The sequence below is a fragment of the Flavobacterium frigoris PS1 genome (assembly GCF_000252125.1).
Classification (GTDB): Bacteria; Bacteroidota; Bacteroidia; order Flavobacteriales; family Flavobacteriaceae; genus Flavobacterium; species Flavobacterium frigoris_A.
This window is the reverse complement of record NZ_AHKF01000016.1, coordinates 147,446-161,208: the sequence shown is the minus strand read 5'-3', so window position 1 is coordinate 161,208 and position 13,763 is coordinate 147,446. Positions and strand designations below refer to the sequence as shown.

Genomic DNA, 13,763 nt, shown 5'->3' with positions numbered 1-13,763 from the left:
CACAAAGTAAAGGCACGAATCCTTTCGTGTGGCACGTTTTAATAACTGATAAACTTTCCAACTGGCGGTCGTTTGCAAAAGAGCACCTATTTCAATTTACAGCACCATCGTAGCTTTTGCAAAGCAGTTTACAGCATATAATCCCCTTATTTTGAACCGATAGACAAAAAAAAGCATTTAGAATGTATGAATAATGTAATTAATTTAAACAATTATGTAACACCTATTTTGCAAAACCGGCCCACCTTTGTGATATTATGAAGATTGATTGACAATATAGATTTATAAACTATCTATGGTTACGTTGGTTGTCACTTTGGGGAATGCCCCTGAAATGTTGGTTTGTTTGGCTAATATTTCTCTTTTAGATACTCGCACTCCCTTATAATATTCCCAGTCAACGCATGCAGAAAGATTCACCTCTTGACATTTTGCAAAAACGACTTGCTTCAAGAGAAATTAAAACTGAAGATATCACCTGAAGAAGAAAATTCCCGAAAGTGATTTAGCAAAACAATAATCAAAATAAAAATACGATGCAAAAACATATTGTAAAAATACAATCAATAGAGAAGGTCACTCATGATGTATTGAAAATTGTTACTGAAAAACCTAAAAATTATACCTTCAGCCCAGGGCAAGCCACAGAAATTTCCATAAACAAAAATGGATGGAACGATAACAAGAATCCTTTTACTTTCACTTCCTTGCCTGAGGATAACTATCTTGAATTTATTATTAAAACTTATCCATCACATAAAGGTGTGACAAACGAATTACTCCATCTAAAAAAAAACGATGAGTTAATTTTACATGAGGTGTTCGGCGCGATCAGCTACAAAGGCGAAGGAGTATTTATAGCTGGAGGCGCTGGAATCACTCCGTTTATCTCTATTTTCAGACACCTTGACTCGAAAAAAGAAATAGGAAATAACAAGCTCATCTTCGCAAACAAAAAAAAGAATGATATCATACTCGAAGATGAATTTAAAAAATTACTAAGCGATAATTTCATCAACATTTTATCTGATGAAAAAGTGCAAGGTTATGCAAACGGACAAATTACTAAAGATTTCATCCAAGAAAACTGCAGCGGATTAGATAAATTATTTTATCTCTGCGGGCCTCCGCCAATGATGGAAGCAATCGAAAAACAATTAGTCGATTTGCACGTAGATAAAAATTTAATTGTCAAAGAGGCATTTTAAAACAACATACTAAATAAACAATAAAATGAACACAAACAGACTTTCAAAAACGATTTCAGACGCATTGAACGCACAAATAACAAAAGAAGCACATGCTTCGCAAATATATTTGTCTTATGCTGCTTGGGCTGACGGACAGGGATTTGGCGGCATCGCTAATTTCCTTTTCAGACATGCTCAAGAGGAGCGCAACCACATGATGAAAATATTAGAATATATTTTAAAAAGAGGTGCCAAGGTAGAAGTAACAGCTATTCCAGCTCCCTCAGAGAATCCGGTAAATATAAACAACTGTTTTGAAAAAATATTCGAGCACGAAGTGGATAATACAAAAGCCGTTTACAAAATTGTAAAGATGAGCCATGAAGAAGAAGATTGGGCAACTTGGGATTTTATGCAATGGTTTGTTAAGGAACAAGTGGAAGAAGAAACGCTCGCGATGAACTTATTAGATAAAATTAAAATAGCAGGAGGCGAAAAAATGAGTAGCGATGTTTTATATTCATTTGACAGAAATATGGAAAAAACATCCGATGAAGTGACAGCCGCACAGGATGTAACAACTGAGAGCCCTTAAATTTTTAAGTGACATAACTTTAGACCACCATAATAATATACACAAAGAAAATTATGGTGGTAGGAAGCAGAGTGGCAGGCATAGCAAATCGACCAAAATTAGACTGTATGTAAACTGAAAATCTACAATGCTAACTTTGCCTTTTGTCCTTCGATGAATTTGCTGAAAGAGTTCGCAGGATGAAAAAATAGAATAAAAAAAAGAAACTTAGTTTAACTGAAGTAATATCTATGGTAGTAGGCACAATCATTGGCGCTAGCATTTTTTTATATTTGGTTTAGGAGCTAAAATTGCCGAAATGATTTACCAGAAGCATTTATTCCTTAACAGTGGCTTATTCATGCACTATATTAGGAGGAAAGATTATATCGAATGCAGATCCAATTGCATTTATATTAAAAGGACTTTGAGATAATATTGTAACAAGTGCTTTAAGCATACTAATATGGTTGTCATATGTGACATCAATAGCACTTTTCACTAAAGGCTTTGCGGGCTATCTATTCCTACTGGCGCTCGTTTGTAACGAGCGCCTATTTTTGTTTACAGCACAATCGTAGCGTTTACAACGAGGTTCAAATAGCATACTTTTTTTTCTTAGTTGCTGCAAACATAAGATGATCTCTTGAATCACCAAATCCCAAATCAAAATACAACTCCCCTAGCCCCGATTGTAATGAAAAGCTTTTTGTAAAAGCCGTTTCAGTTTTTCTTGTTTATAAAAAGCGACCAGAGGAAGCTCTTTTATAAACTTTAGAAAAACAAACGGCGATGCAAAAACTTGCAATGAAAAGCGGGAAATGGCTCCCAGAATTCGTACTTTTGTATCTTAACTACAACGTTTTCGACATGAATGCAACTATTGAAACTAATCCGTTATTAGACCGATTGCCAAAACACTTGAAGCAATTTATTAAGCCTCAGGATTATAGCGATTACACGCCTATCAATCAAGCCGTATGGCGTTATGTGATGCGCAAAAATGTGGATTACCTTTCGAAAGTGGCGCACAAGTCCTATTTAGACGGCTTGAAGAAAACGGGAATTGAAGTAGACAACATACCAAGTATGTACGGTATGAACCGTATCCTTACGGATATTGGTTGGGCTGCCGTGGCTGTGGACGGATTTATTCCGCCTAACGCATTTATGGAGTTTCAGGCGTATAACGTACTGGTTATTGCTTCGGATATTCGTCAGCTAGAACACATTGAATACACACCCGCTCCGGACATTATTCATGAAGGTGCTGGTCATGCTCCTATTATTGCCAACCCAGAATATGCGGAATATTTACGCCGTTTTGGAGAAATAGGCTGCAAAGCGATTTCTTCGGATAAGGATTACCAAATGTATGAAGCAATCAGACTGTTATCGATAGTCAAAGAAGCGGAAGACACGCCACAAGCTACTATTGATGCTGCCGAAAAAGCGGTGGAAGACTTGCAGAATAATATGGGCGAATTATCTGAAATGGCGCAAATCAGAAATTTACACTGGTGGACTGTTGAATATGGCTTAATAGGAACTGTTGAAAATCCAAAAATATATGGTGCCGGTTTGTTATCCTCAATAGGCGAAAGTGCTTATTGTATGACGGACAAGGTGAAGAAAATCCCTTATGACCTATCAGCCGCAAACCAGAATTTTGACATTACTAAACTGCAACCTCAGCTTTATGTAACGCCTAGTTTTTCGCATTTAAGTTTGGTCTTAGAAGAGTTTGCTAATAAAATGGCACTCAGAACTGGTGGTTTATCTGGAATAGAAAAACTGATTGAATCTAATGCTTTAGGAACTATTGAATTGAGTACTGGCTTACAGGTTTCAGGTGTTTTCACCAAAGTGATTTCACATGAAGGCAAACCTATTTATATACAAACTACAGGAAAAACAGCTTTAGCTTCTCGCGAAAAAGAATTGGTTGGCCACGGCAAACTAACTCATGCGGAAGGTTTTGGTAGCCCGATAGGAAAACTGAAAGGCATCAACCTTGCCATTGAAGATATGAGTCCGAAAGACTTAACTGCCTACAATATAACGGAAGGCAATACCGTAAAACTGGAATTTGAAGGCGACATTACTGTTGAAGGGGAAATCATTACGGGCTCCAGAAACCTTCAGGGAGAAATCATCCTTATCCGCATGAACAATTGTACAGTAACTCACGGTGAAACGATTTTGTTTCAACCAGAATGGGGCGTATATGATATGGCTGTCGGTAAAAAATTAGTTTCGGCTTTTTCAGGCCCTGCTGATGTGAATAGTTTTGACTTGATTACGCATTTACCATCTAGTACAACCATCAAAGCAAAGCATTCTGCTGAACGTGACGACCTAGAATCATTATACCATACGATTCGCTCCATAAGAGAAACGAAAGATCTCGAAACTTCATTAGCTCCTGTACTTAGTAAACTAAAAGCAGCTCATGCGAACGATTGGTTATTGTCCATAGAAATTGCAGAACTACTGATAGACAGAAACGAACCACAACTACTGGAAGAAGTTCTGATTTATCTTGAAAATTTAAAACAAAGAAGACCTGAAGTGGCGCATTTAATTAGTGGTGGTTTGGACTTGATTCTTACGAAAGAAAACGTATAAAGTTTTTAGCCACTGATTCAAAGTGATTATTATACAAAATTTAACCGCAGATTCGCAATATTTAATTAGCGAATTTGCGGTTTTTTCTTTTTTAAAAAAGCATGAAAATTCGATCATTGATTCACCGATTTAAAATCGTGCATTCGCGGTTTTTTATTTTTTCAAGCTAAAAGTGAAATACATTAAAAAGCACAGCCTTAAACTATATTGCAGATTCATAGAAGTAATTTCGTTTGTTTTTGAATTATTACGTGCTAAAAAAATCTTTTTAGTCCGTCTATGCTGTAAAAAAACGCTACATTTAAATCTCAAAACGAAAAATAAATATGTGCAGCAGCGAGATGATAACGGTTGAAATAGAAGGCAAAATAATTTCCTGCAGCTACATAACTCCCGCAAATAGCACAAACGATACACTACTTCTTTTTCTGCATGATGCGTTAGGCTGTTCTGAAAGTTGGAAAGACTTCCCTTCTACTCTATGTCAGAAAATGGGTTCAGTCGGTTTTACGTATGATCGAGTGGGTCATGGAAAATCAGCAGCAACCACTGCTAAATGGTCTAAAGGCTATTTAGAAGCGGAAGCCGATTTTCTAAAAAAAATTATCGCGACACAAAACCTTAAAAACGTTGTTTTAATTGGCTCCAGCGATGGAGGAAGCATAGCGCTTCTCTATGCAGCAAAATACCAAGACTGCAAAGCTATCGTTAGTATTGCTGGCCATTCGAAAGTAGAAGAGGAAACTACTGAAGGTATTCAACGTACAATTCAAAATTCAGAAAAAATCATTAGCCAATTAAAGAAATATCACGACGACAAAACAAGCAGTCTTTTTCAGAATTGGCAAGACTGCTGGCTTTCAGCTGATTTTAAGAATTGGAATATAGAAACTGAGTTACTAAAAATTCAATGCCCAAGCCTTATCATTCAAGGCAAACAAGACGAATATGCGACCAACGCGCATTGCAAAAGTATTGCACAACTAATAGGCAAAAAAGCCAAGGTCGTTCTAATTGATGATTGCGGGCATTTTCCTTATAAAGAAAACCCCTCACTTATTGCAGCAACAATTCACTCTTTTTTAAATTCAGAATCATGAAAAAATACAGTTATACTAGCGGCACAAGTGACGAACCATTGTTAGGCCTAACCATTGGAGGTGCTTTTGAAGAAACCGTAAGCCGATTCCCTAAAAACGAGGCCGTGGTATCTAGACACCAAAACATTCGTTATACTTATGAACAGCTTGAAATTCGAGTGAATCAATGTGCCAAAGCTTTCTTGTCAATCGACATCAAAAAAGGGGACCGCGTGGGAATCTGCGCTCCCAATTGTGTTGAGTGGTTGATTGTACAAATAGCGACTGCAAAAATAGGTGCTATTTTAGTCAATATCAACCCCAGTTACAGGACCTACGAACTGGAATACGCACTAAACCATTCGGGTTGTAAATCAATCGTAATCGCTGACAAAAGCAAACATATCGATTACAGCGAAATGATGTATGAACTCATTCCAATACTAAAAGACAACCTACTCCCCACTTTCGATTGCGACGAATTTCCGTTATTAAAATCGGTAATCTCATTAAGCAAAAACAACCTACACGGAATATTGATGTGGGAAGAATTTATTGATATGGGAATTCGTATCGATTATCACGAACTAGAAAAAAGACAAAGCACGCTTTCTTTTGACGATCCCATCAACATTCAATTTACTAGTGGCACGACCGGAAGTCCAAAAGGAGCTACATTGAGTCATCATAACATATTAAACAACGGTTATTTCGCAACCAAAACGCAACGCATCACAGAGAAAGATAAAATTGTAATACCAGTACCGCTCTATCACTGTTTTGGAATGGTTTTAGGAAATTTAGGCTGCATTAGTCAAGGCGCTACTATGATTTATCCTAGCGAGACTTTTGATGCAGAAACCACCCTTAAAGCTATTTCTGAAGAAAAAGCAACAGCACTTTACGGTGTTCCAACTATGTTTTTTGCTGAATTAGATCATCCCAACCGAAAAAAATATGATTTAAGTAGTTTGAGAACAGGAATTATGGCTGGGTCCCTTTGCCCTACGGAACTGATGAAAAAAGTCCAATCAGAAATGAATTTGACCGAAATGGGAATTGGTTATGGGATGACCGAAACCAGTCCCTTGAGTACACAAACAAGACACGACACATCGTTTGAGAAAAGAGTAAGTACCGTGGGGAAAATATTACCCCATACCGAAATAAAAATCATCCATCCAGAAACCCATCAAGTAGTTCCTATAGGGGAAACGGGAGAATTATGCACCCGTGGCTATTGCGTAATGCTGGGATATTGGAATGACCCAGTCAGAACAAAAGAATCAATCGATTCTGCCGGTTGGATGCACAGTGGCGATCTAGCCATTATGGATAACGAAGGCTACATCAACATTGTTGGAAGAATAAAAGATATGATTATACGTGGCGGAGAAAACATTTACCCAAAAGTGATTGAAGAATTCTTGTACACCCATGAAAACATAAAAGAAGTTTCTGTTTTTGGTATTCCAGACGAAAAACTGGGAGAGCAAGTTTGCGTTTGGATTCAGATGCAAGACAATTACAAACTCACTGAGCTAGAAGTTAAAGAATATTGTCGTGGAAAAATAGCGCACTATACGATTCCATATTACGTGAAATTTGTGCATGAATTCCCAATGACTGTTACAGGTAAAATTCGTAAAGTAGAAATGAGAGAAGCTATGAAGGAGGAATTAGGACTGTCAAAATAATAAAAAAGGGTTTGAATCAGATTATTACTATTCAAACCCTTATTATTGAAAACAAATTGGAAATCTGCTATAATTTTATCTGCTGATTAAAATCTTTTTCGCTTTCAATTACTTTTCCTTCGTATTTTAAGGTCCAGCCTAGATTACTGGTAGTAATTAACAACTTTGACAATTCACTAATCAACCTGTTTTGGGCATTAGATTTCAATGTAGATTTATCGATTTTTTTAGCTAGATTCGCTTTAACCGATTTGTTTATTTTATTGTAATCATCTCCTGTAAAAGGATTTAACTTACTTTGTTCTACATCATAAAACTTAATATCTGGACTGATTTTTATTTCTTCTTTCGGAATACTTACTATTGTGATTGTTTTATTTACGTCATCGATATCGTATTTCATTTTGTGCAAATCATACGCAACAGTAACGTCAGCATTAACAACAATCAATGCTTTTTTATCGAAAGAAACAATTCCCATCAAGTATTTTTCTTTATTCTTATACGTAATCACCTCCGAAAAATGCCCTTCGGTTACCACCAATTTCCCCACATTTAGGATTTGTTGCTGGATCAAACCTGAGCCATCTACAGTCGTAGAGTCATCGCCTTTTTTAAACTCACAATATTTAAACAATAGCACGACTGTAGCAATCAATGCTATAAACACAATAAATCTCTTGAACATAATTAAAATTTCATGAATGAATATTCCCCCAGCAATTTAGTGATTTTAAGCTTGAGGTTGGCTTCAAATTTTTTATGACTTTCTGAGTCTGGATTGAAAGCTCTGTGTTGTAATGATTTTTGAACCGTCTCTACGGCATCCATAGTAGAAAAGGCAGTTTCTGAAATTGTAGTTTCCTTAAAACGCTTCCAGATATAATCGATTGCCACTTGGTTTGGGTGTAACATATCTTCACCATAGAAACGATAATCCCGGAGCTCGTCCATCATGATTTCATAACTGGGAAAATAATTGGCAATTGATAATTGGCAATTGATAATTTGATGCAGCGCAGCTATTAGATTCGACTTACTCCATTGATTTTCTACAAAACCATCTTTGATATGACGCACCGGCGAAACGGTGAAAATAATATTGCAATTGCGATTTACGGAATGAATTAATTTCAGTGTATTGACAATAGATACTTGAATTTCATCAACTGAAAGTAATTCTTTCTTAAACTGCTTTTGCGGCACTTTATGGCAATTAGCGACAATAGCGTCACTTTCTATGTTTCTATACACCCAGGCCGTTCCATAAGTGATAATAACATGGGAAGCCTGTTTTAATTGCAGTTGAGTCGATTCTATTTTTTTATTCAAGCTTGCTATTAAGTCCTCTTTACTTGAATTACTTAAATCCGAATGTACAGCGTAACAATGCCAGCGTTCGTTATGAAAAAAAATGTCATTTTCTGTGAATCGCTTTGCAGAAACAGCAAAAGTGATTAGCTTCTCAATCGCAAAAGGATGAAACAAAATCCCAAACGGATTGCAACTATTTTGAAACTTAAAATAGTCCAGTTTCTCTGCCATATTTACGGCAAAACAAGAACCCAAAGACACAATGGTAGAATTGTAATCTATTTGATGATTATTTTGAGGAATAGGTATAAGAGTTCTAAATTGCATGATCAGTTATTTATGCAAACTTAGCAATTTATTAATAGAAGTACTCTGATTTTTTATATTCAGAATTGCCATTAATAGGCATGACAGCCTCTGAAATCCTTTCGGTAGGATAGCCATCTTCATCGTATTTGAAAGTGCTCTTATAAAAATTAGCTGAAGAAGTTATTTGGTCATTTTTGCTAGAACTATTAGTCGCCACACTGATCAAACTATTGTTTGCAGAAATAATATCATTATGATCCAGTAACTTTTCATAACCCATTATGGAATAAAACGGATTACTCTTAGCGTCGTATTCAAAACTAGCAGTATAAGTTAAGATAACGCCTGAAGGAGCATTATCAATTGTTCTCTGGTCTTTGATGATATTGTTCTTTTCGAAATACAAGGTGCCGTGATAAATTTTCACTTCTTGATTCCCTGCATTTATGTCAAATCTTTCATAGGCAATCGAACTGTCAGAATTAGCAGTATATTTTATTATGTTGTTATTTGAAGACTTAGCACTTACTAATTGTCCTCTTAAATAACTATATTCAATTGTATTAGTAGATTGATTTGCTTTGTCTAAAATTGTAATTTTAGTTATAAGTCCATCCATATAGCTAAAATCACTACGCTCCTTAACACCATCAATGCTTTTTATTTCATCTCCATTATAGCTAAAGTCAGTTGTAGTGGATGTTCCATCAGCAGAAGTTTCAACCAGCTGCTTTAGAAATTTAACGTTATTATCCTTGTCTTTGGAACAAGAGCACAAAACCACCAAAAATACGGAGGCAATCAAAAATATATGTAATGTTTTTTTCATTTAGAGACTATTAAAAACCATATTGTATTGAAAAATAACAACATAGATACTATTCAAGAAAACAAATGTACAAAATCTAAATTAATGATTTGTCTCTTTAAAATAATTGAATAAAAAATCACCTATAAGTGCGGTATGACTCGCTCTTAGAGGTGCTCTAGAATTAATCTTTTTTTGTTTTTTTCTATTTGATGAACTCAATCGCTTTTTCCAAAGCTTCTGCAATTCCTTCCACTTTTTTACCTCCGGCAGTTGCAAAGAACGGCTGTCCTCCACCTCCCCCCTGAATAAACTTACCTAATTCACGAACTACTAGTCCAGCATTCAGTTTCCTGTCAGCAACTAATTCTTTTGAGATATAACAGCTCAACATTGGTTTTCCTTCTTCTGCTGTTGCCAAAACAAGAAACAAGTTATTTCCTAAATTACCCAATTCATAAGCCAAATCTTTTGCTCCTTCCGGGTTCAAATCAACTTGTTTTGCCAGGAATTGAATTCCGTTAACTTCTTGCAATTCTTTTGCTAACTCCCCTTTCATGTTCTTCGCTTTCTCTTTTAACAAAGCATCCAACTGTTTTTTCAATTTGGCATTATCCTCTTGAAGTGCTATAACCGCTTTTAGTGAATCTTGTGGGTTTTTCAGCGCCGTTTTAATTTCACTTAATAGCTCTTCATGAGAAGCAAAAAAGCCTTTTACAGCATCGCCAGTAATTGCTTCAATACGGCGAATTCCTGCCGCAACTGCTCCTTCCGAAACGATTTTGAAATACCAAATATCAGCAGTGTTTTGTACGTGAATTCCTCCACAAAGTTCCATACTTTCGCCAAACTTAATGGCACGAACATGATCTCCGTATTTTTCTCCAAACAAAGCCATTGCTCCTTCTTCTACCGCTTGCGCGAAAGGAATATCTCTTCTTTCTATCAGCGCTATTTGCTCTTGAATTCTTGCATTTACAAAGTCTTCTACTTGTTGCAATTCTTCATCTGTCACTTTTGCAAAGTGAGAAAAATCAAAACGTAGATTTTTTGGATTTACCAATGATCCTTTTTGCTCTACGTGCGTTCCTAAAACGGTACGCAATGCCAAATGCATTAAATGCGTAGCGGAGTGATTCTTAGCAGTTGCTGCTCTTAAATCGGTATTTACTTTTGCAATAAAACTCGCATTTACATTCTCTGGCAATTGCTTTGTGAAATGTAAAATAAGATTATTCTCTTTTTTAGTATCTATAATTTGGATCGTCTCATTTGCCGAAACTAAAGTTCCTTTATCTCCTATCTGACCTCCTCCTTCCGGATAAAACGGACTGTTATCTAAAACGATTTGGTATAAAACACCGTCTTTTTTAGAGTCCACTTTACGGATACGGGTAATTTTTGCTTCTGATTCCGTTTGATCGTAACCTACAAATGTTTCTACATTCCCCGGGATTAAAACGCTCCAGTCTTCAGTTGAAATTTCAGAAGCAGCACGGGAACGCGCTTTTTGTTCCTGCATTGCAACATCAAAACCTGCTTCATCTAGCTCTAATCCTCTTTCTCTTAAAATCAAGGCTGTTAAATCCTTTGGAAAACCAAAAGTATCATACAATTCAAATGCTTTAGCACCTGCAACTTCATTCCCTTTTGTCTCTGCAATAACATTTTCTAACAATTGCAATCCTTGGTCTAATGTTCTCAAGAAAGAAGCTTCTTCCTCACGAATCACATTAGTTACTAAGTTTTGTTGCGACTTGATTTCTGGGAAAAATTCGCCCATTTGGTCTGCTAAAACTTCCACTAATTGATAGATAAAAGCTTCTTTGATATTCAAAAATGTAAATCCGTAACGTATTGCACGACGCAAAATACGGCGAATTACGTATCCTGCTCCAGTATTTGAAGGCAATTGCCCATCGGCGATAGCGAAGGCTACAGCACGAATGTGATCTACAATTACACGAATAGCAATATTCGTTTTGTTTTGCTCTTCGCTTATATCTTTTACCTCATTTGAAGTATATTTTAATCCTGTGATTTGTTCCACTTTTTCGATAAGTGGTGTAAAAACATCAGTATCGTAGTTTGAAGTAACATTTTGCATTGCCATACACAAACGCTCAAATCCCATTCCGGTATCTACGTGTTGCGCAGGTAATTTCTCTAATGAACCATCGGCTTTACGGTTGAATTCCATAAATACATTGTTCCATATTTCTACTACTTGTGGATGATCCGCATTTACTAAACTTCTTCCAGTTACAGCAGCTCTTTCTTCATCAGTACGTAAATCAATATGAATTTCAGAACATGGTCCGCATGGCCCTTGATCTCCCATTTCCCAAAAATTATCTTTTTTGTTCCCAAGGATTATGCGATCTTCGGGAACAAACTGTTTCCAAATATCAAAAGCTTGTTGATCAAAAGGTACATTTTCTGCTTCGTTTCCTTCAAAAACTGAAACGTATAAACGGTCTTTATCTAATTTTAAAACTTCAGTCAAAAATTCCCAAGCCCAAGGCAAGGCTTCTTCTTTGAAATAATCACCAAAAGACCAGTTCCCCAGCATCTCAAACATAGTATGATGATAGGTATCAAAACCTACATCCTCTAGATCATTATGCTTTCCTGAAACACGAAGACATTTTTGAGTATCGGCGATTCTAGTACTTTTTGGTGTGGCATTCCCAAGAAAATATTCTTTAAACTGCGCCATCCCTGAGTTGTTGAACATCAAAGTGGGATCGTCTTTAAGAACTATGGGAGCCGAAGGAACAATTAAGTGGCCTTTGCTTTGAAAAAAATCTAGAAATTGTTTACGTACGTCTTTTGAATTCATTGTTTTTATTTAAATATTTAAAGATTCAAAAGTTTAAAGATTATTTCAATCTTTGAATTTTGAATCTTTTAACTTCTTTTGCCCCAGATAGTAGTGGAAAGCTTCGAGAATTAGAAATCTATTTTTTTTCTTGAGGCAGCAGAGCGACCAAAGGAAGCTCCTGCAGAATCATTAGAAAAAAAAGATTGCTAATCGAGAACTTGCAACGAATAGCTGGAATAGGCACATTATTTTATTTATTATTGAAAAAAGTGTAGAACAAATGAAACATTTATTAAATTTGTTCAACTAACACTTTATAAAGTGCAAAAATAGGGTATTTTAAAATATGGCGAAAGTAAAATATTATTACGATTCGGAAAATCTAGCGTATAGAAAAATAAAAACAAAAAAAAGGAAGAAATTTGGTATAGCGATCTTGTTTTTAGTGGCTTCTGCCTTGTTTGGATTTTTGAGTTTTGTTATTTTATTGAACACTCCTTATTTTGATACCCCAAAAGACAGGCTACTGATTCGCGAAATCGAGAATTTGAAATTGAACTATGACATTCTGAATAAGAGAATGGATCAGGTTGACAATGTAATCGCGGCAATTGAAGACCGTGACAATAACTTATACCGTACCTATTTTAACACCTCTGAAATACCTGAAGAAGAAAGAAAATCAGGATTTGCAGATGCAAATCGATATGAAATTTTAGAAGGTTATGACAATACACAACTGGTATTAAACACAACAAAAAAGGTAGACGTTCTTACTAAAGAATTAGCAATACAATCAAAATCGTTGGACTATATTTTAAAATTAGCCAAAGAGAAAAATAAATTATTGGCTGCCATTCCTGCCATTCAACCTGTCAGGAACGAAAACTTGAAAAGGATGGCTTCTGGTTTTGGATATCGAACAGACCCATTTACCAAGGCACGTAAGATGCATGAGGGAATGGACTTTACGGCAAAAATAGGGACTCCCATTTTTGCTACTGGCGATGGAACTGTAGTAGAAGCGAACAGTAATGCTTCGGGATTTGGTAACCATGTGGTCATTAGGCATGGTTATGGATACGAGACATTATACGCACATTTAAGTAAATACAACTGCAAAGCAGGACAGCGAGTGAAGCGCGGAGACATAATAGGTTTCGTGGGCAGCACCGGAAGATCAGAAGGTCCACATTTGCATTACGAAGTTCATAAAGACAAGAGAGTAGTGAATCCGCTGAATTTTTATTACGGAAATATTTCGGCAGTGGAATATGTTGCCATATCAAAATTAGCAAACCAAGAGAATCAGTCATTAGATTAATAAAAAAAGTGTTCAG

At 36.1% G+C, this 13,763-nt stretch carries 10 protein-coding genes; 6 read left to right on the top strand and 4 right to left on the bottom strand.

Features of this window, described 5'->3' with window-relative positions; translation table 11 throughout:
* Positions 1-536: 536 nt before the first annotated feature.
* From HJ01_RS07625 to HJ01_RS07605, 5 genes are all read left to right on the top strand, one after another.
* A complete protein-coding gene (locus HJ01_RS07625) occupies positions 537-1,208 on the top strand; it encodes a flavodoxin reductase (RefSeq protein WP_007137774.1) in 672 nt (223 codons plus the stop codon).
* A 25-nt stretch (positions 1,209-1,233) separates the two neighbouring features.
* Positions 1,234-1,785, top strand: a complete 552-nt coding sequence (locus tag HJ01_RS07620; protein WP_007137773.1) for a ferritin — start codon at positions 1,234-1,236, stop codon at positions 1,783-1,785.
* An 849-nt stretch (positions 1,786-2,634) separates the two neighbouring features.
* On the top strand, positions 2,635-4,392 hold the full coding sequence (locus HJ01_RS07615) for an aromatic amino acid hydroxylase (RefSeq protein ID WP_040473781.1): 1,758 nt from the start codon (positions 2,635-2,637) through the stop codon (positions 4,390-4,392).
* 326 nt (positions 4,393-4,718) lie between these two features.
* On the top strand, positions 4,719-5,492 hold the full coding sequence (locus HJ01_RS07610) for an alpha/beta fold hydrolase (RefSeq protein ID WP_007137771.1): 774 nt from the start codon (positions 4,719-4,721) through the stop codon (positions 5,490-5,492).
* Entirely contained in the window at positions 5,489-7,168 is a 1,680-nt protein-coding gene (locus tag HJ01_RS07605; RefSeq protein WP_007137770.1) for an AMP-binding protein, read from the top strand. Before HJ01_RS07610 ends, HJ01_RS07605 begins: the two co-directional genes overlap by 4 nt.
* 67 nt (positions 7,169-7,235) lie before the next feature.
* Here the strand turns inward: HJ01_RS07605 and HJ01_RS07600 are convergent, their stop codons facing one another.
* The 4 genes from HJ01_RS07600 to alaS form a co-directional block, all read right to left on the bottom strand.
* Positions 7,236-7,856, bottom strand: a complete 621-nt coding sequence (locus tag HJ01_RS07600) for a DUF4230 domain-containing protein (protein WP_007137769.1) — start codon at positions 7,854-7,856, stop codon at positions 7,236-7,238.
* A gap of 2 nt (positions 7,857-7,858) precedes the next feature.
* Positions 7,859-8,809 (bottom strand): GSCFA domain-containing protein, encoded by a 951-nt coding sequence (locus tag HJ01_RS07595; protein WP_007137768.1) that lies wholly within the window; start codon positions 8,807-8,809, stop codon positions 7,859-7,861.
* Positions 8,810-8,840: 31 nt separating this feature from the next.
* Positions 8,841-9,620 (bottom strand): hypothetical protein, encoded by a 780-nt coding sequence (locus HJ01_RS07590; protein WP_007137767.1) that lies wholly within the window; start codon positions 9,618-9,620, stop codon positions 8,841-8,843.
* A 184-nt stretch (positions 9,621-9,804) separates the two neighbouring features.
* On the bottom strand, positions 9,805-12,441 hold the full coding sequence (gene alaS, locus HJ01_RS07585; RefSeq protein ID WP_007137765.1) for an alanine--tRNA ligase: 2,637 nt from the start codon (positions 12,439-12,441) through the stop codon (positions 9,805-9,807).
* A 328-nt stretch (positions 12,442-12,769) separates the two neighbouring features.
* Here alaS and HJ01_RS07580 point away from each other — a divergent pair, with 328 nt between their 5' ends.
* The gene (locus HJ01_RS07580; RefSeq protein ID WP_007137764.1) at positions 12,770-13,747 is read left to right on the top strand and encodes a M23 family metallopeptidase; all 978 of its coding nucleotides are present in this window, start codon (positions 12,770-12,772) and stop codon (positions 13,745-13,747) included.
* The last annotated feature ends 16 nt before the right edge of the window (positions 13,748-13,763 follow it).

Excerpts from the sequence above, each read along its gene's own strand:
- HJ01_RS07615 (WP_040473781.1), top strand. The coding sequence starts at position 2,635 with ATGAATGCAACTATTGAAACTAATCCGTTATTAGACCGATTGCCAAAA.
- HJ01_RS07580 (WP_007137764.1), top strand. The coding sequence starts at position 12,770 with ATGGCGAAAGTAAAATATTATTACGATTCGGAAAATCTAGCGTATAGA.
- HJ01_RS07590 (WP_007137767.1), bottom strand. The coding sequence starts at position 9,620 with ATGAAAAAAACATTACATATATTTTTGATTGCCTCCGTATTTTTGGTG.
- HJ01_RS07600 (WP_007137769.1), bottom strand. The coding sequence starts at position 7,856 with ATGTTCAAGAGATTTATTGTGTTTATAGCATTGATTGCTACAGTCGTG.
- HJ01_RS07605 (WP_007137770.1), top strand. The coding sequence starts at position 5,489 with ATGAAAAAATACAGTTATACTAGCGGCACAAGTGACGAACCATTGTTA.
- HJ01_RS07595 (WP_007137768.1), bottom strand. The coding sequence starts at position 8,809 with ATGCAATTTAGAACTCTTATACCTATTCCTCAAAATAATCATCAAATA.
- HJ01_RS07620 (WP_007137773.1), top strand. The coding sequence starts at position 1,234 with ATGAACACAAACAGACTTTCAAAAACGATTTCAGACGCATTGAACGCA.
- HJ01_RS07610 (WP_007137771.1), top strand. The coding sequence starts at position 4,719 with ATGTGCAGCAGCGAGATGATAACGGTTGAAATAGAAGGCAAAATAATT.
- alaS (WP_007137765.1), bottom strand. The coding sequence starts at position 12,441 with ATGAATTCAAAAGACGTACGTAAACAATTTCTAGATTTTTTTCAAAGC.
- HJ01_RS07625 (WP_007137774.1), top strand. The coding sequence starts at position 537 with ATGCAAAAACATATTGTAAAAATACAATCAATAGAGAAGGTCACTCAT.